The 26,906-nt window shown below is 36.0% G+C and carries 25 protein-coding genes and 1 other annotated feature; of the genes, 10 read left to right on the top strand and 15 right to left on the bottom strand.

Features of this window, described 5'->3' with window-relative positions:
• Positions 1 to 19: 19 nt before the first annotated feature.
• The 3 genes from QUF91_RS13915 to QUF91_RS13905 form a co-directional block, all read right to left on the bottom strand.
• Positions 20 to 535: a DUF6985 domain-containing protein gene (locus QUF91_RS13915; RefSeq protein ID WP_289418142.1), complete on the bottom strand. Its 516-nt coding sequence runs from the start codon at positions 533 to 535 to the stop codon at positions 20 to 22.
• 481 nt (positions 536 to 1,016) lie between these two features.
• On the bottom strand, positions 1,017 to 2,063 hold the full coding sequence (locus tag QUF91_RS13910; protein WP_289418141.1) for an ankyrin repeat domain-containing protein: 1,047 nt from the start codon (positions 2,061 to 2,063) through the stop codon (positions 1,017 to 1,019).
• A 147-nt stretch (positions 2,064 to 2,210) separates the two neighbouring features.
• A complete protein-coding gene (locus QUF91_RS13905) occupies positions 2,211 to 3,086 on the bottom strand; it encodes a tyrosine-type recombinase/integrase (protein ID WP_289418140.1) in 876 nt (291 codons plus the stop codon).
• 367 nt (positions 3,087 to 3,453) lie between these two features.
• Here QUF91_RS13905 and QUF91_RS13900 point away from each other — a divergent pair, with 367 nt between their 5' ends.
• Positions 3,454 to 4,248, top strand: a complete 795-nt coding sequence (locus QUF91_RS13900) for an enoyl-CoA hydratase/isomerase family protein (RefSeq protein WP_285397512.1) — start codon at positions 3,454 to 3,456, stop codon at positions 4,246 to 4,248.
• Between the two features lie 47 nt (positions 4,249 to 4,295).
• On the opposite strand, the gene QUF91_RS13895 is transcribed toward QUF91_RS13900, so the two are convergent.
• Positions 4,296 to 5,111, bottom strand: coding sequence for a hypothetical protein (locus QUF91_RS13895; protein ID WP_289418139.1), 816 nt, complete (start codon positions 5,109 to 5,111; stop codon positions 4,296 to 4,298).
• A gap of 227 nt (positions 5,112 to 5,338) precedes the next feature.
• Between QUF91_RS13895 and QUF91_RS13890 the strand changes: the two genes are divergently transcribed.
• Positions 5,339 to 6,514: an aminotransferase class I/II-fold pyridoxal phosphate-dependent enzyme gene (locus QUF91_RS13890; protein ID WP_289418138.1), complete on the top strand. Its 1,176-nt coding sequence runs from the start codon at positions 5,339 to 5,341 to the stop codon at positions 6,512 to 6,514.
• 31 nt (positions 6,515 to 6,545) lie between these two features.
• Here the strand turns inward: QUF91_RS13890 and QUF91_RS13885 are convergent, their stop codons facing one another.
• Positions 6,546 to 7,016 carry an NUDIX hydrolase gene (locus tag QUF91_RS13885; RefSeq protein WP_285397509.1) on the bottom strand — a complete coding sequence of 157 codons (471 nt, stop codon included), beginning with the start codon at positions 7,014 to 7,016 and terminating at the stop codon, positions 6,546 to 6,548.
• Positions 7,017 to 7,057: 41 nt separating this feature from the next.
• Entirely contained in the window at positions 7,058 to 7,444 is a 387-nt protein-coding gene (locus QUF91_RS13880) for a hypothetical protein (RefSeq protein WP_285397508.1), read from the bottom strand.
• A 355-nt stretch (positions 7,445 to 7,799) separates the two neighbouring features.
• On the opposite strand from QUF91_RS13880, the gene QUF91_RS13875 reads away from it, so the two are divergent.
• Positions 7,800 to 8,414: an alpha/beta fold hydrolase gene (locus QUF91_RS13875; RefSeq protein WP_289418137.1), complete on the top strand. Its 615-nt coding sequence runs from the start codon at positions 7,800 to 7,802 to the stop codon at positions 8,412 to 8,414.
• Complete coding sequence (locus QUF91_RS13870; RefSeq protein ID WP_289418136.1) at positions 8,374 to 8,676, top strand: alpha/beta fold hydrolase; 303 nt, start codon at positions 8,374 to 8,376, stop codon at positions 8,674 to 8,676. The genes QUF91_RS13875 and QUF91_RS13870 overlap by 41 nt, the downstream gene beginning before the upstream one ends.
• A 67-nt stretch (positions 8,677 to 8,743) precedes the next feature.
• Here the strand turns inward: QUF91_RS13870 and QUF91_RS13865 are convergent, their stop codons facing one another.
• Complete coding sequence (locus QUF91_RS13865) at positions 8,744 to 9,943, bottom strand: AI-2E family transporter (protein ID WP_285397506.1); 1,200 nt, start codon at positions 9,941 to 9,943, stop codon at positions 8,744 to 8,746.
• Positions 9,944 to 10,007: 64 nt separating this feature from the next.
• On the bottom strand, positions 10,008 to 10,958 hold the full coding sequence (locus tag QUF91_RS13860) for an LCP family protein (RefSeq protein ID WP_285397505.1): 951 nt from the start codon (positions 10,956 to 10,958) through the stop codon (positions 10,008 to 10,010).
• Positions 10,959 to 11,132: 174 nt separating this feature from the next.
• On the opposite strand from QUF91_RS13860, the gene msrA reads away from it, so the two are divergent.
• The gene (gene msrA, locus QUF91_RS13855) at positions 11,133 to 11,654 is read left to right on the top strand and encodes a peptide-methionine (S)-S-oxide reductase MsrA (RefSeq protein WP_289418135.1); all 522 of its coding nucleotides are present in this window, start codon (positions 11,133 to 11,135) and stop codon (positions 11,652 to 11,654) included.
• Between the two features lie 1,362 nt (positions 11,655 to 13,016).
• The gene (locus QUF91_RS13850; RefSeq protein WP_285397503.1) at positions 13,017 to 13,364 is read left to right on the top strand and encodes a VOC family protein; all 348 of its coding nucleotides are present in this window, start codon (positions 13,017 to 13,019) and stop codon (positions 13,362 to 13,364) included.
• 71 nt (positions 13,365 to 13,435) lie between these two features.
• Here the strand turns inward: QUF91_RS13850 and recQ are convergent, their stop codons facing one another.
• The 6 genes from recQ to QUF91_RS13820 all read right to left on the bottom strand — a co-directional run bounded on the left by recQ (position 13,436) and on the right by QUF91_RS13820 (position 21,945).
• Positions 13,436 to 15,205, bottom strand: coding sequence for a DNA helicase RecQ (recQ, locus tag QUF91_RS13845; RefSeq protein ID WP_289418134.1), 1,770 nt, complete (start codon positions 15,203 to 15,205; stop codon positions 13,436 to 13,438).
• A gap of 8 nt (positions 15,206 to 15,213) precedes the next feature.
• Positions 15,214 to 16,317, bottom strand: coding sequence for a TcaA NTF2-like domain-containing protein (locus tag QUF91_RS13840; protein WP_289418133.1), 1,104 nt, complete (start codon positions 16,315 to 16,317; stop codon positions 15,214 to 15,216).
• A 246-nt stretch (positions 16,318 to 16,563) separates the two neighbouring features.
• A complete protein-coding gene (locus tag QUF91_RS13835) occupies positions 16,564 to 17,742 on the bottom strand; it encodes an MFS transporter (protein WP_289418132.1) in 1,179 nt (392 codons plus the stop codon).
• Positions 17,743 to 17,911: 169 nt separating this feature from the next.
• A complete protein-coding gene (argS, locus tag QUF91_RS13830) occupies positions 17,912 to 19,585 on the bottom strand; it encodes an arginine--tRNA ligase (RefSeq protein WP_285397499.1) in 1,674 nt (557 codons plus the stop codon).
• Positions 19,586 to 19,821: 236 nt separating this feature from the next.
• Positions 19,822 to 20,041, bottom strand: a binding site (T-box leader).
• Between the two features lie 115 nt (positions 20,042 to 20,156).
• The gene (locus tag QUF91_RS13825) at positions 20,157 to 20,384 is read right to left on the bottom strand and encodes a hypothetical protein (protein ID WP_289418131.1); all 228 of its coding nucleotides are present in this window, start codon (positions 20,382 to 20,384) and stop codon (positions 20,157 to 20,159) included.
• A 94-nt stretch (positions 20,385 to 20,478) separates the two neighbouring features.
• Positions 20,479 to 21,945 (bottom strand): IS1182 family transposase, encoded by a 1,467-nt coding sequence (locus QUF91_RS13820; protein WP_285398117.1) that lies wholly within the window; start codon positions 21,943 to 21,945, stop codon positions 20,479 to 20,481.
• Between the two features lie 681 nt (positions 21,946 to 22,626).
• Here QUF91_RS13820 and QUF91_RS13815 point away from each other — a divergent pair.
• The 4 genes from QUF91_RS13815 (at position 22,627) to QUF91_RS13800 (ending at position 25,399) form a co-directional block, all read left to right on the top strand.
• Entirely contained in the window at positions 22,627 to 23,178 is a 552-nt protein-coding gene (locus tag QUF91_RS13815; protein ID WP_289418130.1) for a sigma-70 family RNA polymerase sigma factor, read from the top strand.
• Complete coding sequence (locus QUF91_RS13810) at positions 23,159 to 23,554, top strand: helix-turn-helix transcriptional regulator (RefSeq protein WP_285398899.1); 396 nt, start codon at positions 23,159 to 23,161, stop codon at positions 23,552 to 23,554. Before QUF91_RS13815 ends, QUF91_RS13810 begins: the two co-directional genes overlap by 20 nt.
• Positions 23,541 to 24,779 (top strand): FtsW/RodA/SpoVE family cell cycle protein, encoded by a 1,239-nt coding sequence (locus QUF91_RS13805; RefSeq protein ID WP_289418129.1) that lies wholly within the window; start codon positions 23,541 to 23,543, stop codon positions 24,777 to 24,779. Before QUF91_RS13810 ends, QUF91_RS13805 begins: the two co-directional genes overlap by 14 nt.
• Positions 24,780 to 24,931: 152 nt before the next feature.
• Positions 24,932 to 25,399 carry a S24/S26 family peptidase gene (locus tag QUF91_RS13800; RefSeq protein WP_285398897.1) on the top strand — a complete coding sequence of 156 codons (468 nt, stop codon included), beginning with the start codon at positions 24,932 to 24,934 and terminating at the stop codon, positions 25,397 to 25,399.
• A 150-nt stretch (positions 25,400 to 25,549) separates the two neighbouring features.
• On the opposite strand, the gene QUF91_RS13795 is transcribed toward QUF91_RS13800, so the two are convergent.
• A complete protein-coding gene (locus QUF91_RS13795; RefSeq protein WP_289418128.1) occupies positions 25,550 to 26,404 on the bottom strand; it encodes an excalibur calcium-binding domain-containing protein in 855 nt (284 codons plus the stop codon).
• Positions 26,405 to 26,906: the final 502 nt, after the last annotated feature.

The following is a 26,906-nucleotide window of genomic DNA, read 5'->3' as shown; positions in this document are numbered from 1 at the left end:
TATGCTCATAATCTCCAAATTAAACTGTAATATTTTCATCTGTCACATAAATCACTTTTTCATTCGCCAAAGCAACACTTAAGATGCGATAATCATCATTTACCCATTTTGCTTCAAACAATAGCACTAAGTATCTTTCTTCTTCCGTGCCATTTAGTTCTTCTTTCATTACTTTATGATAGAGGTTTGAGTCCGTAACTACTCCATGAAGTTCGGTTTGAAGAGCAATTTCAAAAAGTTCGGTATTTTCTAAGACATCATTAGTATTTTCGAAATATTTAAAACTCGCTGTATAGTTAGTGTAATCATGACATTCATTCTGATATTCAATGATAGACTGTATTATATCCGGAGTTATTCTATCTAAATTTTCTATAAAAGATTGATATGCTTGACAATGTTCTTCGTTGATTTCATCATCAAAAGTTATTTTCACTTCTTTTTCTAATCCTGAAAACTTTGTAAGTCTAATTGCTTCGTATTCTTCAAATTCATTTAACTCTAACTCTCCGAATATAGGGTGCAATAAATCCATAATTAAATTTCCTCCTTATTATATAAATAATCTTATCTAATCATACATTAGCTATTTCCCTGTAAACATGCTATATTTCGCTGTGTGGTACGGTCTATGGTTCTTTAATACAACCTTTTATCCATCCCACCACTACTAACCACCTTTATTTCCTTCACTCATTAAATCTAAAAAAGGGTCGCATATATTTGTGATACGGTTCTCCGTGACTAGTCTATGTGTGGTTTTTTATACATTACTATTACAGGGTTAATGCAGTTATATAGAATACACCATCGATTAATTCTACTGTATAAATACTAGTAAAATTCCCCATAACCTCTCAAATTAATGTTTCATTAATCGTGTAGCTTTGTATTGGTTACATTTGAAGTTAAATCAGTTGTATACGTAGTTCAACTTGATTACTCAGCTCATTTACTTTCATAAGAATTGCTGTAACTTTGCCTTATAATAAGATCGTCCTCGTACATCTCCACGGCTATTTTTCTATAAAATGTAAAATATCTTCATTTTCACAAGTTTCCGCTAAATCCAAAGCTGTTTTTCCTTCGTTATCTTTAGCATAAATGTCCGCGCCGTATTTTAATAGCATTTGAACAGCAGCAGTATTTCTAGCCTTAATTGCCCTGTGCAGCGCTGTTTGTTTATACTGATTCCTGCATTCAATATTAGCTCCACGATCCAGAAGGAATTTAATTCCGATAACGTTATTAGTATCCGCAAAGTTGTGAAGTGGAGGGAATGGCTTTCTTTCCTGGTCCATGTCGCAGCCTAATTTTAAAATGTCTTCTAGTAGAACTACATCTTGACAATGAAGAGCGATATTAAAACCTTTCTTTATTACCTCCTTCTCATAAATATCTGGATATTCCGAATGAATATAATTAACAATATCGCTTGAATATTTAAAAGCAATTTCAAGAGGTGTTTGTGTGAGAGCTCGTTTACCTATGTTTGCGCCTCTTTCGGCTAATAATCGAAATGCCTCAACATTATTGTGCATACTGCAAAACTGTAATGGAGTGCCCCGATATTCCAAGATCTTATCCAAATCAGACTTTTTTGCACGGAAAACTAACTCTCTAATTCGGTCCATATCATTCATATAACATGCAAAGACTAATGTAATTTTAATTTTTTCTGCCCGTAACGATTTCTGCAAAACATCTTTTCTTTCCCTCTCCATAGGTTCCAAACCGTACCTTTGATAATTAAGTAACTCAAAAACATCCATATCAAATAGTTCAGGGTTCATATCTTTTACCAAGCAATGCTCAGCCAATATACCCGCATCTACTTTGATACAAAGAACGCCCTGCCCCTGCATAAAAGTCTCAATCTCGCTGACATACTTATTAAAAAGTGCAATCGTAATGTCACCATCATATGATGCTTCATTATTATCAATAGTAAAATATCCGCTCGTAAATGAATTCTTAGTCCCTAAAATTAAATATGTATACGTTTTTTCCCTTAGTATTGACTCATTAATAATTGCATTTATTAAATCTTCAAGGTTTTTCATATATTCATGTCTCCTTAGTTTTTCTCTAGTGCAAGTGCCAATTCCATTATGAATAGATTTTAATAAGTGTGTGCATATTATCCATTGTTATTTATATTTTGTACCCACTTAATAACAATTCAAGACAAACGAAAAAACTATCCATCTTTATTCAAAACGTCCATGTCTTTCAGTAAGCACCCATTTTCGTACATACCCCATTTTTTCCTGAATATTTTCGATTGTTTTTTCACTTTGAAAAGCCTTTTGCATGACAGTGTAGCGCAAATCTGTTGCTCTAACATTCGTTCCGATATCCTTAGACATCGTTTGGAAAATTCGCTCAATTGTTTTCGTCGTGATGGATTTTGATTGACTAGCCTCGCTAACCCAAATCCATTCTCCCACCTTTTGTTCATGTAATTCCTCTGTTGCCTCTTTATAATGTGTTAGCATGTCCATTAAGATCGGAGAAAGCTTTATTTCTCTACGTCCGTTGTGGTTTGAAATATAAATTAAGGAAGAGTCGATGGTCATATGAGACCACTTCATACGTACAAGCTCTGCTGGCTTACATCCTGTTTCCATCAGCATTTGGACAATGCAGCCATTACGTCTTGCTAGCCACGCATGCTCCGTTGTTTTAGCGTATTGAAAATAGGTTGGCCAGACAGTTGCAATTTGCATCAATTGCTTCTTTGTCAGTACTTTTAACGCCTCTTTTTGCCTCTTTTTTGGCTGTAAAATGCTCTCGTAATCAAAATGCTCAACCCATTCTCTTAAAAAGACAAAGTCTACAAAGCCTCGTAATGTAGCAATTTTATGATTAAATGTGTTGACATTTGTGTACGTTTCCTTCAAATGATTGCTATACGTAAATAACAATTCCTTTAAATGATGATCCACATACGAGTAGTTTTTCTCATGAGCAAACGCTAAAAATTGCTGTCCATCGATATTGTATTGCTTTTTGGTAGCTGCACTTTTCTTTAAAGAGTTTAAAAGTAATAAATAGCTGTTCCATGCCTTCTCCAGTGTGACCATCTTGCACCCTCCTTGTTAACTGTGCGTATTTTAATTATAGTTTACTATATTTTGGGTGCGTACGTTTTATTTATTTATATAAACAATAGTGTCGGATAATCTGTATTATTGTTACGCTATCCCGCTTCAAGTGTTCAAATGCTTCTTTCACAATGAAGAAACAAATGTTCCTAGAGCAGTGTCTCACATCTTTTGTTTTCTTACAATAGCAATTTCCCTTACTCTGTTGTAGTACAATTTCTTTAAAATGACCTTATTCTTGTAAAACACGGCTGATTTACATGAAAATTCGTATAATTTAGTGTTTATTGCCATTTGTGTTATATAATAAGTTTAACAACTTTTAACTATAGGGGGCTTTTCTAGTATGCAAGTAAAAACAACTCGACTTGAGGCAGAGGATGCAAAAATTATTTATCAAGAAACAGCTGGTCTAGCGATTATTACGATTCATCGCCCACAGGCTAAAAACGCACTAACAGCAAATATGTGGGATCAATTAGCCAAAATTGCCCTGAAAGTATTAGATAATCCCAAAAATAAAGTATTGATTTTACGCGGCTCTGGCGAAAACTTTACTGCTGGCTCTGATATTAAAGAATTTAACGCCATTTCCCTTGAGAAAGCCGAAGAAGCCTTTGTACATATGGAAAAAACGATCTCCACTATTGAGCGTTTACCAATTCCAACAATCGGCGTCATCAATGGCCCAGCGATGGGTGCTGGCTTAGAGCTTGCATTAGCCTGTGATATTCGCATTGGCTCCGAGAAAGCAAAGCTCGGGATTCCTGTCGGTAAATTAGGGATCACCTTAAATAACAAATTTGCTCAGCGTTTAGTTCAACTTGTAGGCCCTTCTACAACGAAGGATTTAGTATTTACAGGTCGTATGTTTAAAGCTGAAGAAGCCTTTAAGCTTGGCATGCTTAACTATTTAGTAGCTGAAAAGGATTTAAATAAATACATGATTCGTATGGGTAAGCTTGTTGCTGGAATGTCGCCTGAATCTTTACTAGCCGTGAAGCAATCTGTTCAAGAATGTGTGGACAGTGTGCCAACATTATGGGAAGGTTCAACACCATTTGTAGGAAAGGATTTTGCAGAAGGCTGCCGTGCCTTTGTAGAAAAGCGTCAGCCGCACTTTACGCGTCAGTCAAAATAAAAAATAGGTACTCTACTCGCCTTACTTGCGATTGGAGTACCTATTTTTTATGATTTTCGCTTGATCACTACCGACTTAATATGAAGATGAATCGCATCTAATTCATAATCAAAATGCTGATAAAATTCGGCCTGTATCGTTTTCTGTAATTCATACAATCGATCTGGTAATGAGTATTTAATTGGCAGTTTAAGTTGTAAGGTAATCGTTGCTTGTGCTAGCTCACCTAATACAAATTGTACTTGCTCGACCTTGTGTACGATATTTTGTTTTGCACAGCAATACGTAAGTAGCTGCACATAAACTTGCTTTTCAATATCGATATATTCCTGTTGAAAATCAGGGCGAACAATCGTCGTCTCCCCTATTTTTTCACGCTTTGAAGAGAAAATCTCTTTCCCTTTTTGGACGAGCCGTTTAAAAAAATTTTGCTCTACTTGTCGGTACGGTATAGGCATGACGTGTTTGCCCTGCGTCTGTCGAATAAAGCGAGCTTTAGCGATTTCTTTTTTGGAACGCACATCCTCGACATAGTAATATTTTTCGATAGGATCAAGCACTAGCTGTCGAGCAATCGTCTTTGTCATTTTATCGGACGTGCCGATTACTAAAATTGATTGTACCTTATATGTATCAAGTGCTTTTTTTACTTCCTCACGGTGGATATCATCTGTAAAAATTGCTCGCCGAACTGCTGTTATCGTATTTTTCTCAAATTTTGCAGAGACTCCTGCTACTTTCACACCTTTAACAATCAAAAGACCATCATCTATAAGAGCCTCTACCCCGATTTTATGGGCGAAAACTAGTGCGCTTGTACTTTTCCCTGTTCCACTTGGACCACTTAAAGAATAAACTTTCATTCTTTTCATAGCCTCCCTTCCATTCCATTATCATAGCAGAAATGTTACTCTTTTTCCGTCAAAATTATTATTTCAAGCATTGACTAAAATATTTCCGCTAGCCTACGCACACATCTTCTCCATTATTGAAATATATTCTTTTTTCAGAATAACTTTCCCTTTATGCCTTTTTGTATGATAAAATGTGAACTACTATTCTGTTATACAACTATAAGGAGTGTACTAGTTTGAAAATCGTACCATCTAAAAAAATGTCTTTATTTACACCAGCAATTTTCGGAGATTTAAAAAAGCATGCCAAACAACAGGAAGCTAAAGGCATGACAATGATTGACTTAAGTTTAGGTAGCCCTGACCTTCCCCCACATGCTAAAATCCGTGAGCATTTATCCTATAGAGCGGGTCTAGCAGAATCTTACGGGTATACATTAACAGGCACTCAACGTTTTTATGAAGCCGTTAGCCGCTATTATAAACATCGTAGCAATGTAGATTTAGATCCCGCTTCTGAAATCATTCAAACAATTGGCTCTCAAGAGGGCTTAGTGCATTTACCAATCGCCTTCTGTGATCCAGGTGACATCGTATTATCCACAAATCCAGCTTACGTTGCCTATGATGCAGGGATTCATTTAGCAGGTGCAACACCATACTATATGCCACAAACAGCTGACAACGATTATTTACCAGATTTAGATGCTGTACCTGAAGAAATTGCGCAAAAAGCAAAACTACTCATTTTAAACTTACCAGGTAACCCAGTGCCGGCAATGCCTTCAATCGCATACTTTGAAAAGGTCATTGCCTTTGCTAAAAAGTACAATATTATCGTGTTACATGATGCGGCTTACTCTGAATTTTACTTTACAGGAGATGGGCCAATTAGCTTCCTAGCCGCTTCTGGTGCAAAAGAAGTTGGGATGGAAATTAACTCTTTATCAAAAAGCTTTAGCCTAGCAGGTACACGTATCGCTTATATCGCCGGCAACGCGGAAATGATTGAAATAATAAAGCAATTAAAATCAAATTTAGACTTTGGTATTTTCGAGCCGATTCAAGATGCTGCGGTCGTAGCGCTTGATAATGCGGAGGAAATTACAGCAAGCTTACGTGAAACATTCTCAGAACGTCATAAAACATTAATGAACGGCTTACGTGCTTTAGGATGGGATGCAGCGCCTTCTGACGGTGGCATGTTCGTATGGGCTAAATATCCGTACGATATGGACTGCACTGAGCTAGCCTTTAAACTAATTGAACAAGCTGGTATCGTTACAGTCCCTGGTACAGTATTTGGTTCAGCTGGACAAGGCTATTTACGTCTAGCGTTAGTACAACCGAAAGAATTGCTACAAGAAGCTGTTGATCGTTTAGCACAAGTGCAAGTAACATCACAAAAATAATTATCTAAACAAGATGAAAACCCTTCTAACATTAATTGTTGGAAGGGTTTTTGCTATTGCTTACTATGTAATCATCAAGTATCGGTTTATCGGGTGGACTAATATTTTTTGGTAAATCATCTAAAGGGAAAAATTGAAGCATTGTTGCCTCGTCACGATCATGACTGAGTAAGCCACTATATTCTTTACATTCAAAAGCTGTAACTACATTATATACTTCATCACCATGAGGATATTGATAATAAAAATCCTGTCCCGAATAAGTTTTGATAAAAGTAAGATTTTTAGCCGTAAGCCCCGTTTCCTCAAATAATTCTCGATGAGCTACTTGCTCCAAAGTCTCACCTAGCTCCATTGAACCTCCAATCAATCCCCAGCACCCGTTATCTATTCGGTGCTGCAGTAAAACTTGTTGAAGATTATTAATGACTAATACACAAGCACCGCACATAATTAATGGTCTACTACCAACTACTTTACGCAAATCCTTGATATATCCCATAAAGCCCTCCTATATATGTAGTTATCATTTATTAAACACTCTTATTCGTTAAAATTAACTGGAATTTCCACTAACGTAAAGTCACTAGTCCACATTTGTGTTTCTACAATCAAATTTTCACCATGTCTTTCAAAGAAGAGCCCACTACCCTCTTTTTGTTTAAAAATCCACCCTTTTTGACTAACCATTTCCTTGATAATTTCATCAGCTACGGCTGGATTACGCTCGTTTATAATATACCATTCTTGACCAAGTTCGTTGGATAATTTAACAATTTCCCTCTCAGATTCTTTTAATTTTCCGACAACTTCTTTTTTGCTCATATTTCTAATGGGAGTGAAGGATAGCAGAGCTTGTTGGGGAATACGAATGCTCCAACAATTATAATGATCATCCCAATTGCTAATAACATCTTCTTCATAAAACACCTCCCGTTAAATCTTCTACAAATATCCTCAAATACCTTCACACTCCTCGTATATTAGCGTATTTGTTGGAGATAACGGATCTCCTACTTGTTTTTTTATATGACCGACATATTTTGTTAACAAATAGTGTACACGAATAATATATACAAAATGAAATTAGGTATTAAAAACCATAGCAATATTATATCTTGCCTATGCTTCAAAATAAGATAAGACATGATTTGAACAATTTGTTTCCAATTTTTGTGATATAATTTAGCCTTAGAAAGGAGTAAACTATACAACCCATTTATAAAAGTATTTATAACTATTCCTTTATTTTTACTACTCTTTAAATAAGAAAGGATGAAGTCTTTTGCTAAGAGAAATAATTAAAACAGAGCGTGGAGAATTTGAAGTATTTATTGGTGGAAAAGGCACAGATCCTATTTGTATAGCACATTTATACCAAGAATTTTTATCTGGTAAAGAGCCATATTCCGCTGCAATTGGAGAATATTATAAAGTAATATTAGTAAATTTAAAAAATACAGGGTCTTCCACTAAAATTAAATCAAAAAAAGACTTAAGCATGGAAGAAACTGTGAAAGATTTAGAAAGTATTCGAACGAAACTTAATTATTCTAATTGGGCTTTTGCTGGACACTCAACAGGAGGTTTTTTAGGTTTAACTTATCTTTCTATGTATCCAGACAAACTTTCTGAAATTATTTTATGTGGTACAGCAGCATCAAATAAAATAAACCGCTCTAAAAACAATTTATTCAATGTGGAAAACGGAAAATACAAAAAAGATATGATAAAAATCTTCTTTAAAATGTTACCTTTTATGAGTAAGAAAAGTAAAGAATCTGCAGCAAAAAAATTCTTCGAGTTATGTATTCATTCTAAAGAAAAAGTAGATGAATACTACAAAGAAATGCAATTTGTTGCTATTAATAAATCAAGAATGGCAGGCTTACACATCTGAATTACGTTATTATGATGTCTGTGAAGCTATAAAAAACATCTCTGTTCCTTCTTTAATCTTATGTGGAAAATATGATGTTCAATGTCCTATTGAATTTTCTGAAGAACTACATAACCTGTTGCCTAATTCAAGCCTTCTAATATTTGAAAATAGTAACCACTTCCCTTTTATTGAAGAGCATGAAAAATTTACAGAAGCACTACATACTTTTACAAATCAACTAACTTCAAACACTTCTACCCAAGAAAAAATGACACAGTGATTTCAATAGTAAGTCTTAACATATTTATAAAAAAACAGCTACTGCACATCGCAATAGCTGTCTCTTCTTACACCTCATATTTTTGTAGTTCCTCATCTTCATAACGATTATAACGTTGTTTGAATAGCTTAAATAAATGTGTCACAAGTACTTTAAAGATCGCATAGCCTGGAATCCCTAAAATAACACCTGGTACGCCAAATAAAGAACCTGCCGTTAATAACACGAAAATAATTGTAATTGGATGGATACTAAGCGATTTACCCATAATTTGAGGAGAAATGAATTTCCCTTCAATCAGCTGTACGACTGTCCAAACAATCGCTAGCTTAATTAGCATGAACGGCGATGTTACAAGAGCGATAATAACAGCTGGTGTAATCGCAATGACTGGTCCTAAGTATGGAACCACACTCGTGATCATAGCAAGGAATCCAAGCAATAAGGCATATTTCATACCGATAATTAAAAAACCGATTGTCACCATTGAACCGATGCACATGGATACTAAAATTTGCCCCTGTATGTATGAACTAATTTGCTTGTCCATGTCGTGGAAAATTTCATGTACTTCTTTACGCATACGTGGCGGGCACATTTTTAAAATAAAGTTCGGTAGTTTTTCACCATCTTTAAGTAAGTAAAATAAAATAAATGGTACTGTCACTAATGATAGGACAATTCCTGTTAAGGTTGAAACGAAGCCAGTAATACCAGTTGCCACGCCTTGTGCTAAGTTTGTAGCTGTATCTTTTACCGTTTTCACCATATCCGTAGTAAAGTTATTCACTACTTCATTATAGTTAAAATTCATTTTATCTAAGTACTCAGTGATGCGTGAATTATTGAGGTAATCCACAGTATTTTGCGTTAACGCCATAAAATACTCTGGGAATTCCTTTGCTAAATTAGTAAACTGGTCTCGCAAAAACGGATAGACAAGTAATACTAATAAAGTTAATATGCCAATTGCACCGATATACAGAAGTAAAATACCCCAAATTCTTGGGATACGCCACCTCTCTAAAAGCCCTAATAATGGGCGTAATAAATAATACGCGATACTGGCTAGTACCCCTGGTAGAATTACTACCTGAAATAAAACCTTTAGCGGGGTAAATATAAAGGAAACTTTTTGGAACATAAAAATAACGCATGCCAGTAATAATAAAATAATTAGTGTAAAAAATAAATTTTTACCACCTAAAAAGCGAATAAACTTTGTTGAAAAGAAATTCGAACGCTCTCTTGGTCTTTCTTTTTCCATGAACTCACCCCAATACAAATCCTATACCTTTATTTTACAATATAATATTGGTTTTTGCGAAACATCACTCCAATGAAATACCTAAAAATTTACGTAAAAATTCTTTATTTTTCTCTACATCAATTACAATTGAATCGCCAGCATGACTAAAGTATTTGAAACTATAGCTACCTTCGATTGGAATCGTTGCTTTTTCTAAGTTGACTTTACCTTTTGACACCATTTTAAGCACTTGCTGAACCTCTTCTTTAGATGAAAAGTCCGTTGTTACATAGCCTTGTGCTGCACCTACGAATTTTGGTAAATTCAATATATTTTGAGGCGCTAATACTTCATTCTTTAAGGCTTCGATAACTTTTTGTTGACGTGCGACACGACCAAAATCACCTTCAGCATCGTGGCGGAAACGGGCATAGCCAAGTAATTCTTTACCATTTAAGTATTGCTCACCTTGCTTTAATGAAACGCCAATTTTTTCAGACATATCCTTCTCTACATCGATTTTTACTCCATTTGGCGCTAAAATATCGACAAGTGATTCAAAATTTTTAAAATCGATAATAGCATAATGATGAATCGGAAGGCCAAACATATTGCTAATCGTATCCTTTAATAATTGAACACCGCCTAAATAGTAAGCCGTATTCAGCTTATAGGATTGATAACCTGGAATATTCGCATAAATATCTCGCATAAATGATACGAGTTTGACATCATTTGTTTTCTTATTCCAAGATAATACCATCATTGTATCTGTTCGTGATTTTTCTTCACCACGAGTATCGATTCCTAATAATAAATAGTTTTCAACATCGCCTTTTACTGTATCGCCGCTGAAATCCTCCTGAGCTACCTTTGTATCGTTTGCCATTTCTAGCCCACTTCGATATTGCTTAACAGCATAGCCCACAATAACTATGACACAGAGTAATAACAATGTGATCAATGCTCTCCCTTTTCGCAATCTACGTTTTTTGGGACGTTGTGAGCGTCTTGAATAATCTTGCTCTTCCATAAACTTATAACTCCTCTATTTTTTATAGTTAATGTAACGATTCATCGTTAGGAAAGTTTCATTGTAAACCTTGCCGCTCCTATCATCAACTACCTATTCGTTATTTTACACCCTATTTGATAGAAATGAGCAAAATAATGCTATAATATCTTCACAAAAGAAAGGATGATCAATATGATTGAGAAAGCTACGTTTGCTGGCGGTTGTTTTTGGTGTATGGTAAAGCCATTTGCTGAATGGGATGGTATACATACCGTTACTTCGGGCTATATGGGCGGCCATATAGAAAATCCTACTTATGAGGATGTTAAAAAAGGTACTTCGGGCCATTTAGAAGTAGTCGAAATTGAATTCGATTCTAGCGTTTTTAGTTATGAACAGCTTCTTGATATTTACTGGATGCAAATCGACCCAACGGATGCCTATGGTCAATTCCATGACCGTGGTGAATCATACACGACAGCAATTTTCACCTATTCAGAAGAGCAAAAGCGCATTGCCGAAGCATCTAAGGAAAAACTAGAAAAAAGTGGTCGCTTTAATAAACCTATTGTAACCACAATTCGCGATGCTAAGCACTTCTATCCTGCAGAAGATTATCATCAGGACTATTACAAAAAAGAGTCGGAACATTATGAGAAGGACCGTGCGCTTTCAGGTCGAGATCAGTTCATCACTGAGCATTGGGAAAAATAGCTTTAATATAAACATTCATTTCGATAGACGAATCACCTAGGTAATGCCGTTTTCAAAATGAATTTTTCATAATAAGACAGGCGTGTTGATTAGGAAAAAGTAGGTTTATTATTGATCGATGAAAGGGTTTTTCTTGTTGCTATTTTGTGTCGAGCCCTAAAACAGAATCGCTAAAGTTCTTTCGTTCGTTTTATAGGGATACTTTGAAGATTTATCGAAACAAAATCGCTCTTTATCGAAACTATTTGAGCTTTTATCGAAACAAAATCTCATTTTATCGAAACTATTTGGGCTTTTATCGAAACCAAGCTCTTTCTATCAAAGAAATCAACCACATGTTATGATGAAGAGTTTGTAGCGTAGAGCTACTCGACGCTCGCTCGCAGGAAGCCTTGCTCTGTGCGAAGCGACAGCGACAAAATGTTTTATCTGTGCGAAAGCGAAGCGTCAGCAACAAAGCGAGTAGCCCGTAGCGGAAATCAGATCCTTCTAATTTAATTAGGATGGATAAAAATGGTTAATCAACACACCTGATAATAAGATAAAGTTTTTAACCTCTCCCGTACGTGAAGGATCGAAATTAATGTCCACGTTAGTTTAAAAAATTCAGTCATTATAAGATAATGCTTTTAGCTAATTAAAAGCCTCTTCTGATCAATCTAGTCGAAACATTTTCAAATAACGTGAATAAGAAATAATAAACGGTCTATACTATTAAAGATTTCACTTCAAATCCAATGACAAGGAGGGTTAACCCGATGAGTGGGGCTGACCGGTAACTCAGAAGGACCATCAAAGCTGAATGAAGCTAAAGCAAAGTTGTCTTAAAAAATTTTAAGATTCAATGCGGAAGCGAGGCAGTGTGTCATGGAGCACTATAAGTAAGTGAGAATCAAACCCGGAATATTAATATTCCGGGTTTCTTCTTTTTGTTTTGTTACTACTTATGGGTACCGCCAATTTTTTGGAAAATCTAAAAACTTGAAGATATCACACTTTTTTTGTGAACGAGTTTGATTCTAATTGTCAAAAATAAATGGATATTTATGTTAAATTAGAGAAAGAAATGGTGAAGAAATTCACTTACGGTCGAAGGCTTGAAGAACAATTATTCCAAAATGTTAGTATCTGTTTATAGAACAGCTTTTTGACCTCGACGATATATTATCAATTCTTGATGAAGAAATAACTTTTAAGTATGAAATAAAAACCTTCAACTAACGATCGTTTTATAAGAAGTAACCTACCCAAATGATTGATGTGAAAAATTGTACTTAAACTATTCAAGCGGTATAGTTGAAGAAGGAACTAAACATAAATTCGAAAAACGAAAAAATTTAAAGTCGACAGGAGCTAGATATGATGATAAAAGGTTTCGGGGGGATATTTTGGAGAACTAACAATCTTGATGTTATCAAAAAATGGTACAGTGAAGTGTTGAAGTTGGAAATAGACAATTGGAATGGAACTATGATTAAACCCGAATTAGGAAATGAGACGGTCTTTTCATTCTTTAACGAAAATGACAGTTATTTTCCAATAGAACAACAAGTAATGTTAAATTTCCAAGTACATGATATAGACGAAACTATTAAGCATCTCGAACATATTGGTGTTCCTCTTGAGAAGGAAAAAGAAATAAGTGAATTTGGAAAGTTTATTTGGATTAAAGATCCTGAAGGTCGACTAATCGAGCTTTGGGAGAAATAACGTTTTGTTATATTTTTCGAATTTAAAAGGAGTGCTTAATTCTGTTGAATTAAGCACTCCTTTTTTTCTCTTTAAACTGTTTCTAAAAAAGAATGAAGGGCATCGAAAAAACGCTTACCATATTTTTCGAATTTTACTTCGCCAATCCCACTAATATGTCGCAATCCTTCAAGCTCCATTGGTTTTTTATCGCATAAATCACGTAATGTTTTATCAGAGAACACAACAAATGGTGGTACCTTTTCTTCATCAGCAATTTCTTTACGCAATAATCGTAAATGCTCAAATAACGGATCATTGTCTACAATCTTACGTACAGTAACAGCTTCTTTTCGCATAACCGTTCGATTGCCCATAAGAACTTCTTTGCCTTCCTCTGAAACGTAAATAGTCGGAAACGTGCCGTGCTTAACGGCAAGTAAGCTCTCAGCAATTAAAAATTCAATAAAGCTTGAGACATCCTTCGAGGAATATTGACCTTTTAAAATGCCATAGGTAGATAGCCTTACGAAGCCAAACTCCGTCATTTTTTGATTTTTGGAGCCAATTAGCACCTGAGCTACCATTGTCTTGCCAAATTTTTGCCCCATCCTCACGACACAGGCTAACACCTTTTGTGCATCTACTGTCACATCTTTGACTTCTCGTCCATCATTACAATTACTACAACGACTACAAGGCGCCCCTGCTACCTCGCCAAAATACGTTAAGATCGCATTTTGTAGACAGCCTTCTGTATGACAATAATCGACCATCGTTTGCAGCTTCGCTAGTTCCTGCTTAATGCGGGCTTCATCCTGCATCTGTTCAATTAAAAAGCGTTGTGTTTGGACATCGCCTGACGCATACAGCAAAATACAAGCACTCGGTAAGCCATCACGTCCTGCACGGCCTGCTTCCTGATAATAGCTCTCCATATTGCGCGGCATTTGATAATGAATGACAAAACGTACATTACTCTTATCAATTCCCATTCCAAATGCATTGGTTGCTACCATAATGCGCGCCTCGTCTTTTAAAAAGCGCTCCTGTTCTAATGTACGCATATCCTCTGGTAGTCCCGCATGATATTTAGCAACAGATTCTCCCAAACGACTTAAAAGCTCATAGATGGCATCTACTGCTTTTCGAGTAGCTGCGTAAATAATGCCCGCTTCATTTTTATTTTTCACTAAATAGTTTTTAATGTAGCGTTCTTTGTTTTCACCAATTAACACGGAAAAAGCTAAATTATCACGCGAAAAGCCGGTAATTACAGTAGATTGCTCGTCAATATCTAATAATTGTCTAATATCTTCACAAACAGCTGGTGTAGCAGTTGCCGTTAGTGCTAGGACAGTTGGCTTTTGGGGCCATAATGTAAATAATTTTTGGATCGCTCGGTAGCTTGGTCTAAAATCATGCCCCCACTGGGATATACAGTGGGCTTCATCTACAGCAATTAATGGTACAGATAAATTTGATAATACTTGTAAAAACGTTACACTCTCTAATCGTTCTGGCGCTATATAAAGTAACTTTAAATATCCTGCACTCGCAAGTTGCATCGTTTCATTCACTTCTTGCACGGATAAAGTGCTATTTATATACGCGGCCGGAATGTTGGCGGCACGTAATGCTTCTACTTGATCTTGCATTAGAGAAATTAAAGGCGATATGACGACTGTAAGACCATCTAGCATCAGTGCCGGAATTTGATAGCAAATTGATTTACCTCCGCCAGTTGGCATCACACAAAGACTTGATTGACCTCGTAATGTTTGTTCTATTATTGGTGCTTGTCCATTGCGAAATGAATCATAGCCAAAATGATGTTGTAGCATTTGTCTTGCTTGCTCCATCCAACTTTTCACTCCTCAGTTGTTAGACGAATGAGCTTATATTCGCCTTGTTCATTTTTATTTATTTCATATACCATCATAGAATTCGCAAGTGCCTGTTGGCCAGCAGCATTCGTTAGCACATATTCCGTTTTTGCACGAACAACAATATTTTGCCCTTCTATTTTAATATTTTTAATCGTCGTATTGGAAAAATGTATTTTCGCATGTTTGGATTTATAATACGCAACCATACCATCCAATGTACTTTGTAATTCGTCTATACCTACGAAAGGTTTCATGACACTAGCATCATCAATCTCAACAGCTGCTTGTAATTGCTTATGAAATTTATCTAAAAACAGCTTTATTTCATCGCCATTAAAAGCAAAAATGTTATTTCCATATCGATCAATAGCTTGCTGGACTGCTTCTTTGTCGCCTTGTTCTATATATGAATATAAATTTTTTGATTGAGAAAGCCGCTCACTTGTTTTCATACCCTCTTCAATCCATTCATCCAATAACTGCACAATATCTTTAAATGGTAATATGTACGGCTGTGAAACACCGTTTAGCTGGCGTTTAAAATAGATGCCTACAATTTCACCACTTTCCGCTTCTAGAACAGGGCTCCCTAAAGGTATGTTTTGTTCTGCATCTATGTAATAAGCTGCTTTTCTGTCACTATATTTTTCAATGACGTGCGGTAAGCTATCGACATAAACAGCTAATTGATTTAATTCCCCGTTATATACGGTTGGCACATTTACCGATGCGTTGTATGTAACTTCTAAAATGGCGATATTATATGCTGTAGACATATAGTGTACATTGGCTTCCACAAGCTTATTATTATTAAATTGTACGAGAGCAGCTGGCTTTGAAGCTACGAGCGCACCATTTGTCACAATATAAAGCTTTGCGTCCTCTTTTTTGACAATGATCCCTGCACCGATTCCGTTCTCTCCAATTACTTTTACTTCTGGTACAATTTTTTCTTCCTTTTTCTTCACAACTTTTTCCGATTTTACCTCGGCCTTTTTAGTATGAAACATTTCAGCCAATGAATCATTTCCACAGCCTGTTAAAAGTACAGCTGTTGCTCCAAGAATGAGCATTTGTTTCCGCATACGTTCACCAAAACTTTCTTTAAACATCTATCTCTATAATAAACAAGGTTTATATACGTTTCAAGTTTACATAATAATATTATAGTAATTTATATATTATGAAAATACTACTCACCCCCTTTATTTATTTCGTTATACCTATAAAAAACGATTCTTTTTTAGCTTTCATGTGAAAAATGCCTTATAATTTACGCTTAAAATGTTATTTAAAAAAGACATGCCCGTACATTCGCGCATGTCTCAAAATTATTTTTTCTTTAAAATAATTGTAGTAGCTACAATGCCAAGCATTAAAGTCATAAAAATGGCATAGGTAAATGTATGATTACCAGTGACATCATAGCAATAGCCAATAAGTATAGGGATGATCGCGCTTATCATAAAGCCACCTGATAGCACCATTGATGACCAACTATTTGCCTCTTCATCATTTCTAGCCTCATCCAATGGTAACAATAGTCCAATAGGAAATAAGCCACTTAAAACGATACCTATTATTAATACCGCAACCCACAACATAGCACCTGAACCTACCCATAGTAGCGCAAAGCCGAATATACCTAGGATTCCTAAAGAGAAAAGCCAACCGATTCGATTCGACCATCTCTCCATTAGTATAGGAACAGAAATATTTCCAATCATTTGAACGATGGACATAAATGTTAGCATAGAACTTGCAGCGACTAGTGAATAGCCCTTATCCTGTAACATCGGTGCTAACCAAGACATCATTGAGAAAAACAACGACGTTTGTAAACCGAAATAAATTAAAATTGTCCAAGCACGGACATTTTCCCATGGATTTCGCGCATTATTTTCACTCGATACATCTGTTTCGGCCAACTCATCCTGCTCTTTTTGTATTGTCAGTAACCAAATGAAAAGAGCAATAATTGCTAGTACAGACCAACTGCCGAGTGCTATTGTCCAGCTCTCATGAAAACGATTATAAAATGTTACTGTTAGTGCTGCACTTAATGTTGCCCCTGTTCCAATACCAAATGAATAAATACCTACAACTGTAGTAAAGCGGTTCGGGAATTTCTTCTTTATATAGGCATTTAACATTGGCCCAATAAGCGCTATGGCAAACCCAGCAGCAAAGCTTGTGACAACTAGTAGTCCATAACTTTCTTTTATAAAGCGTAGCCCATTCGCTAATGCAATGATGATTATTAAGATCGTAATAGCTGTTTTTGTTCCAATTTTTTTTTGTAATGGTACTGCTAATGGTGCAAAGAGCCCCATACAAAACACTGGAATAGACGTTAAAAAGCTCATTTTTGTATTGGATACATGGAGTGACTCTAAAAGTACATTAAATAGTGGTCCAATTCCTGTGACTGCTGGCCGCATATTGAGCGCAACGAAAAAAATACTGACAATCACAAGTAGCGTGGAAACACGCCATTGCTTTTTCTTCATATTTTCTAAAAACCTTCTCTCTATATATTTCGAAAAATCCCACTAAAGTCTAACAATATGATAAGACCTCAGATTTCACACTATTTCCTTGTACCATTTTTTCTAGTTGCGGTCAATTTCATTGGAATTAATGATTAAAAACATAACTAACACGATGAAGTATAGGTGCCTACATATGTTTAGGTGCATCAATTCCTAACAGTGCTAGTGATTCTTTTAAAACAACAGATACACATTGACAAAATGCCAATCGTGAACTTCTTTGGTTGTCATCAACTAATACTTTATTTTGCGCATAATATTTATTAAATAGACGTGCTAATTGTAGGGCATATTTAGCAATTTGTGATGGATCCGCTTGCTCAAAAGCGTTAACAACTACTTTCGGAAACTGTTCCAGTAATAAAATAACAGGCCAAGCTTGCTCACCTAATACTTCGAAAGATACTTCGTTACTATTGAAATCTGCTTTTTCCAGAAGAGATGAAATACGAGCATACGTATATTGAATATATGGCCCTGTTTCACCTTCAAAATTCATCATGTGCTCAATGGAAAACTCGATATCATGTAGACGATTATTTTTTAGATCATTAAAAATGACTGCTCCTACACCAACCTGATGTGCGATGCTATCTTTCTGCTCAAGCATTGGATTTTTTTCCTCGATATTTCTCTTCGCCGTTGTAATCGCTTCCTTCAGTACATCTGCTAATAAAACAATCTTCCCTTTACGCGTCGACATTTTTTTACCATCTTTTAGGATCATCCCGAAAGGCACATGCTGTAAGTCTTTTGCCCAATTGTACCCCATCTTCTCAATAACCTTAAATAGTTGGCTAAAATGAAGAGATTGTTCATTCCCTACTACATAAAATATTTTTTGAGGATCATATTGTTGTTTACGATAAATAGCAGCTGCTAAATCACGAGTAGCATAAAGCGTAGCACCGTCTGTTTTAGTTATTAAGCATGGAGGCATATTGTCTATTTCAACGACATAAGCACCATCGGATTTTACAAGCAGCTCTTTTTCTTCCAGCTCTTGCACAACAGCAGCCATTTTGTCATTGTAGAAGGCTTCGCCAGCGAATGAATCAAAGTCAATGCCAAGCAGTTGATAAATGGTCTTGAATTCTACGAGTGAAGCATCTCTAAACCATTGCCAAAGAGCTAATGCCTCTTCATCCCCATCCTCTAATGCTTTAAAAGCAGCACGTGCTTGTTCATTAAGTGTGTCATCCTTTTCCGCTTCTTCATGGAACTGCACATAAATTTTTAATAATTCCTCTATTGGAGCAGCTTCAATAGTTTGTTGATCGCCCCATCTTCTATAGGCAACAATTAATTTACCAAACTGTGTTCCCCAGTCACCTAAATGATTAATACGAATTGCTTTATAGCCATTTTTCTCGGCAATGTTTGCCAAAGCATTACCGATTACTGTAGAACGTAAATGGCCCAAGGAAAATGGCTTCGCTATATTAGGTGAAGAAAAATCCAAAACAACATTCCCTTTTGGTTCCTGTACGGTGCCATATAAGTTTTTTTCTTTTACTATTTGGCTAAGCACTTGTTTAGTAATCGTTGGCTGATGGTAAAATATATTGACATATCCAGCTACTACTTGAACTTCTTGTATGAAGTCACAGCGTAAATTGTTTTGAATATCGACAGCGATTGTGTGCGGGGATTTTCTTAATTTTTTAGCTAGTGTAAAGCATGGAAATGCCACATCCCCTAAGTCCAAATTTTTCGGTTTCTCCAGTAAATTTTGAATTTCATTAAACGTCAGTTCGTTATTCAATGCCTCAGCTATACTTTTCGCGATTTGTTTATACATGTTTTTTCTCCTCCCAATATATAATTAATTTCGTCTTGGCGTAATTGCGTCCGGATTTTGAATAGTGCCCGCACAATTTATTCCTTTCAAAATCCGTAACATCCGCACAGAGGCTTTATCTTCATTCAGTAGGGGTTTGGAAACTCACTGAAAAGGAACCACATCCCCTTTTCATCTCTTACCTTTAGAAATAAGAGTTTTCTGCTGAATGAAGATAAAAAAGCCCTCGTCTCTAAAATAGAGACGAGAGCATAGTTTTCCCGTGGTACCACTCTAGTTGCCATAAAATATGACCACTTTCCATTGTTAACGAGGTGACTCCCCGATATTCTCTACTACTCATTCGAGAACCTTCTCCAAAGTGCGTTTCATTTATGGTTTCTGCATTAGGCTCACACCGTCCCTAATTCGCTTTCCAGTAGCACCATAAACTACTCTCTTTTTCATCGAATTTAACTGTGATTTTGAAATATTTTACATGAGCTGCTATTTAAAGTCAACCGTCTATTTGTAATAATTAAAAAGCGCAATACTTTCCTATTATTAATTTAATTTCAAATAAATAGGCTCTTCACCAAAACGTGTGGTTGATTTCCGTTCCGACTGGGCGCTTTGTAGCTGTCGCTTTGCTTTCGCTACAGAAAACATTTGCCGCTGCCGCTTCGCTTTCGCGCAGATAAAACATTTGCCGCTGCCGCTTCGCTTTCGCGCAGAGCAGAGCTTCCTGGGGGCGTCCGATGAGCCGCTTCACTCGCGTTGCTCGCTCCAGGGTCTCATCTGTGACGCTGATCGAGGGCACTGAAAAACTCATCAAAATTAAAATTTTTTAACTCAAAAAAAATATCGGGCGCCATTTCATCCTTTTTTAGGAAGGGGTCGTCCGATTTCTTTCATTATTCTTTGCTTTTTTCGTTCATTAGTTTTAAAATTCTCTTCATATTCACGACAAATAGCGTTGCGGCTGCTTGTATTTGCATACCAAATAGACCCGTGGCGTTTGCTTGATTATACCCGTGTCTGTTTTTTATTTCACTATTCTTTGCTTCGATTTTATAGCGTTCTTTTGCCAATTGTTTAAAGGATTCCGTTTCCTGAAACACTTCTTGTTCTATGTGTTCATTTGACAGAAGAGAAACTGAATAACTTTTTGTTTTCGCTCCTTCTTTATAACACCCTTCTTTTAAAGGACAAACTTTACATTTTTCTATATCAAAGAAATATTTTAATTGTGTATTTTGCGTGGAATTCTTACGCTTTTTAATACTTTTACTCTTTGCTAAATGTCCAGCAGGGCACACATATAAATCGGCATCTTTATTAAACTCAAACTTACTTTCTTGCTTCCGTTGACCGTTCGTAATAACAGGATGTAGCCTTGAAATGAGTTGAATCTCTTTCTTTTTTGTGTATAATAAATTCTCTTTACCAGAATACGCTGTATCTCCAAGAATGGTGTTCACTTCTATGCCTGCTTGCTCACTCTTCTCTACTAGCTCTTGTAAATAATTCCCGTCACTTTTTTCACCTGTTGTTACAACTACTGCTGTTATAAGTCTTTCATCACTCATTGCCAAATGTGTTTTATAACCAAAGAAAGGATTCTCTTTAGATTTATAACCGACACGTGCATCAGGATCAGCTGAGTAATTTATTTTAAGCTCATAATCTTCAATAACTTCTTTGAGGACATTTACTTTTTCTTGTACACTTGGTATTTGAGCAATAGCCTTATTTTCTTCTATTATTTGAATGACTTGGTGACAATAGTCCACTTCTTTTTGGATATCTTGAGAAGTCGGTTTAGTGGGAAATTTTGATTTCATTGTTTCATCGAATTGATACACGGCTTTTCGTACCTGTTTTGATTTCTCTTGTAAAAACTCTTTCGGGGACTTCTGTTGGTAGCGTGCCTTCGTATGTGTTGCGTCTACAATCAATGTTTTACTTTTTAAAACACCCTGTGCAATAGCTAGTTCTACGGTTTTGTGAATGAGTAAATCTAACAATTGGACATCTTGTAAACGTAATCGACGGAATTTTGTTAAAGAACTTGCCTCAATAACACCTTCTTCTGGTGCCATATCTAAAAAATATTTAAAGGACATATCATATTTAGAACGTTCTACTACATCAACATCAGAAATATCATAAATTGCCTTAAGTAATAAATATTTGAACATACGAATAGGTGAAATAGCGTAACGACCATTATCTAGACAATATTTAGTCTCTAATTCCTCTAAAACAAAAGTAAAATCAATTAATTCCTTCATTTGACGAAGCATATTATCTTTTGGCACAACTAAATCATAGATTGCCATATGAGGACTAAGAGCAAGCGTTTCTTGTTTGGAAAGCATAAAAAGCACCACCTAAAATGAACAGTATACTAATAATTATAGATGAAAAAGAAAAGGAAGTAGAGAAAAAATTCGCTACTTCCTTTATCTAACCACTTTTTCAGTGCCCTCGACGCTGATCCCCAAGGAGTCGCCCAGTCGGAACGAAGGTCAACTAATATACAGCCCATATATTTAAAAAAACGTCATCCACAACTTTTGGTGATGATCCAATAAATAGTGATTTTTATCAGGCGTGTTGATTAGGAAAAAATAGGTTTATTATTGATCGATGAAAGGGTTTTTCTTGTTGCTATTTTGTGTCGAGCCCCAAAACAGAATCGCTAAAGCTACTTTCGTTCGTTTTATAGGAATACTTTGAAGATTTATCGAAACTAAATCGCTCTTTATCGAAACTATTTGAGCTTTTATCGAAACAAAATCTCATTTTATCGAAACTATTTGGGCTTTTATCGAAACCAAACTCTTTCTATCAAAGAAATCAACCACATTTTATGATGAAGAGTTTGTAGCGTAGGGCTACTCGCTCGCAACAAAGCGAGTAGTCCGTAGCGGAAATCAGATCCTTCTATTTATTAGGGTGGATAAAAATGGTTAATCAACACACCTGGATTTTTGCAAAAATAAAACCGGTACTATTTGGCAATCGTCTAATGAATGAACAGGTAAGGAGGGATGAAGATGGAAGAAACAATGCAAGTAAGCGGATTATCACGAGATCAGGTAATCGAAGAGCTTATGACAGATTATGGTCAAGAGGTGTTACAGCTTGTTTATACATATGTACATGATGCTGCACTTGCAGAGGATTTAACGCAAGAGATTTTTATTAAGTGCTATAAGGCCCTTTCAAGCTACCAGGGTAAATCAAGTTTGAAGACATGGTTGTGGCGTATTGCCATCAATCATTCAAAGGACTATATAAAGAGCTGGTACAAGAAAAACGTCGATGTTATCGAAACAAATGTGTTAGCGGAAACATTGGAAACTGGTGATTTACTAGAACAGGTCGTTCAACATAGTGAAGATGATGCGCTGTTTGACCTCGTGATGGCACTCCCCGTAAAATATCGTGAACTTATTTACTTTTATTATTTTGAGGAGTACTCGATTCAGGAGATTGCCAGCATTTTATCTTTGAATAAAAATACGGTGAAAACAAGACTTCGTAAGGCTCGAGCTTTATTACAAAAAGCGTTAGGAGGGAATCCATTTGACGGAAACACGTTTTAAACAAGCCATGAAAAATCAATTTCAAAAAGTGCAATTTACAGAAAAGCATCGAGAAGCTGTGCGCAAAGGTATGCACGAGGAACTTTCGGATCAGGTGCTGTTACCGCTGCTACAAACGATGCGCACAGGTTATGAGATTACACAACTACTTTATACAAAAAACAAAGACGTAGTTCATTTCAATGAAGGGATGATTTATGCATCGCTGCATCGCCTTGAGCAGCAGCAACTTGTCGTAAGCGAGTGGCACGAGAACGAAAAGCGTTATGTTCTTTCACATAAGGGCATTAAACTGCTGACAAAACTTAATAAAGAAACAGAAAAGCTCCCTTCTCTTCAGCAATTACTGAAGGAGATGTGCTATGCGAACGATTAAAGAATTTATTCAACATGTTAAGGGACATATTCGTAACAAGGATGCGCATGATGCTGTTGAAAAGGAGTTGACGTATCATTTAGCGAAATCAAAGCAGGCTTGGCAGAAAAAGGGCTATAGCGATATTGATGCGGAACAACAGGCTGTGCATGAAATGGGCAATGCTACAAATCTCGGTGTCTCACTTAATCAGATTCATCAACCGAAAATCGATTGGCTACTCGTTATTCCATTTGTGCTGGCAGCAATGTGTAGCTTCTTACCGCTCCTGCCTGCTGAACTCGCGTTACGAGATTTTATCATCCGTAATGTCGTAATTGTTATTGGGGGCATTGCGGTGGCGATTTTATTCATGCGACTCGATTTTCGCAAGCTTGAACGCTATTCCACGCTTATTTATGTACTTGCATGTCTTTTATTTCTTATTATCTTAAATGGTAATGGAATGATTAATGGTGTGACCTTTTTTAAAGCAGGTCCCCTTGAACTAAAAGGTTGGATGACGTTGCCTCTCTTTTTAATTGCGTTTGCTGGGTTTTTCGCTAAACAAAAAAAATCACTATGGTTGCTACTCATTCTTTATTTTATCGGTGCATACTACTACATGCGATTGTCAGATATTTCACTATTATGTACGTATACAGCGATTATAGCGACATTATTTTATGCTAGTAGCTTTTCTCGCAAGCAAAAGCTAACAGTTACCGTAGCATTTAGTTTCCTATTTGTAGCATTAATCAGCTACTTAATGTTGGCACCATTAAAACCGTACCAGCTTTCACGAATGCAGACTATCTATACACCAGGTTTAGAAGATAATCCGAATGTATTACTTCTCTCAAGTGTGATGAAACAGCTTGCCTGGTTTGGCACTAGCAATCAACCGTTTGCTGGTGGAGCGCATACTGATTTTGTATTACTCACGATTTTACAAACGTATGGGATTATTGCAGGTGTCATCGTTGTAGGTATTCTTGGCTTCATCATTTATCGTATTGCACACACATTACGCATCATTCAAAACGAATATGGTCGTTTATTAATGATAGGTGGGCTTGCCTTTTTAACAACGCAAATTGTATACCAAATATTGATGCTCTTTGGACTTGTCCCCCTCATGTCAATGCCAATCCCATTTATTAGCTATGGTCTTTTCCCAATGCTACTTGGAAGCGTTGCTATCGGCTTGACGCTTAGTATTTATCGAAGAAAATCATATATTTAATAGTGCTGATTGAAAAACTATTATTCATTTCATACATCTGGATACATTTTGCAACTGTTCGAGCTGATAAAAAAACCATAAGTTCCATAAATATGAAAATTGTTTGTAACTTAGTATTAACGAGTCCGTCTATATATAAAGGAGGGATTTGCATGAAGAAATATTTTTTATATGTAGTAGCTCTTTTTGGATTTACCTTAATGGGGTGTTCAAATACTAATGAATTGGCAGTAGGAAAGCCTCCGAATGCCTATATTGAGATTGATAATAAAAAATTTGAAACTAAACTCGGTACTTATTGTTGGCAAGGGGATGGTAAAAGTGAATGCGTTGATACTGCTGGACCAGTTGAACTATTAGAAGGTAAAAAGCCTATAAAAGTTAAATCTGGTGAAAATATAACTTTTGTGATGGACTATGAACCAAAACCGAATAAATTTCATGTTGTACAAATAAGTAATAACAAGGAAACTGAAGTCATCGTTACAGACAATCGATTTACCGCGCCTACACAACCTGGAGTTTATTATTATTCTTATGGCGTTTGGTGGATGGATGAAAAGGAAGCGAATTTATCTCATGGCGACGCTTTCTATGCCTTCGTTTTAGAAGTAGATTAACTATTCCATTAAATGGTGAGGTATTTTTACTCAAACTTTACTTTTAACGAATAAAAAATTTTACTCATCAGAAAAACGCGAGAAATCAACGTTTCTAAAATTGATTTCTCGCGCTTTTAAGGTTTTAGCCAGTTATGCCCCAGCATTTATCTATCTTTCACAAGCCCATCCATCGTCATCACGATCATGCTTTTTTTCATAAGCTGGGTGATCGCTACCTACTCCATTTGGATAATCTTTACGAAGCTCTGTACAATTTTTATATTTTGACTTACTTCCGTTTGAAGGTTTTGATGAGCTACTTGACCCTTTACTAGTTTTAGCAAACGGATTTTGAGAAGTTAAATGTGAATCTAGTACATAACCTCCGTACAGTGGAGTTGTTACAAATGACCATCCAGCAATTGTAGAATGAACTAAAACTTCTTCGTTTTTCGAAAGTTCTCCGATATTATCTCCAGAAGGACTAGCGATATTTCTAACAACAAGACCCTCTGTTAATACATATTTAGTTGTTGGTTTTGATTCACTCATAAAACTTGAAGTCGCATAACCAACGACATTACCGTATTGCACTAATGACCAACCGTTTCCAACTGAACCGAAGTCTTTCACAACCATTTTATGTTGTAGAGTCGCAACTGTTTTTCCTTTCAATGATGGTGTTTGTTTCACTACCAAACCACTTTTAGAACTAGCTATCTGAATACCGTAAAGAGCATCATCCAGTGCAACATCTGATATATAGCCCTCTAATATTTTCCCATCATTATTTAGATAGGATATACGTGAAAATGAAACATTATGTCCCTCGCTAATTTGTGTTACAAGTGTTCCTTCTGTTACAGTTCCTACTACTTTAGAGGACGTATCGGGTTTTTCATATACTTCAATTGATGAGCTTGTAATAATTTTAACTTCTTTAAATGTGCTCGCATCAGCTACCTCAAAATTAAATGCTAAAAGTAACATAATGAATAATGCTGCGATTGTTTTTAGTCTCATTTTATCCTCCCTATTATATACAATCTTGTAAACTTTCTTTTTGCGTCTGCTTGAAAATAATGTAAAAATACTTATAATTACAACTATATGTATTTCGAAATGAAGTAACTCAGCTATTTTTCACAAGCCAATCCATTTACCACTACAGTCAGACTTTTGTTAAAATTCCCCTCCTTCACATTCATTATACATAAAATATTTCCAAAATTGGCGGATTCAGTAACATTTTACAAGAAACTAGGACAAATCCTTAATTTTACGATAAACGTTGATTCAATAATATTTATAGACTAAGGAACCTATTTCATGGTGTTCTATCGAGTTAACGCAGAATTGAATTAGAAAAGTGCTGTGCATCTAGCTATATCGAGGACTTTCGGGTGCTTGTCTTGGAAGAATTTATGGGGCAGGATTTGGGTGGAGAAAAAGTGATCGGGTAACGACCAAATCCGCTCGGGTATACCGAAAAACTGATCAGGTAACACTCCGAACCGCTCGGGTA

Source organism: Lysinibacillus sp. G4S2, assembly GCF_030348505.1.
In the GTDB taxonomy this organism is placed as follows: domain Bacteria; phylum Bacillota; class Bacilli; order Bacillales_A; family Planococcaceae; genus Lysinibacillus.
Note: the sequence above shows the minus strand (reverse complement) of the source record. Positions and strands in the feature narration are given on the sequence as shown.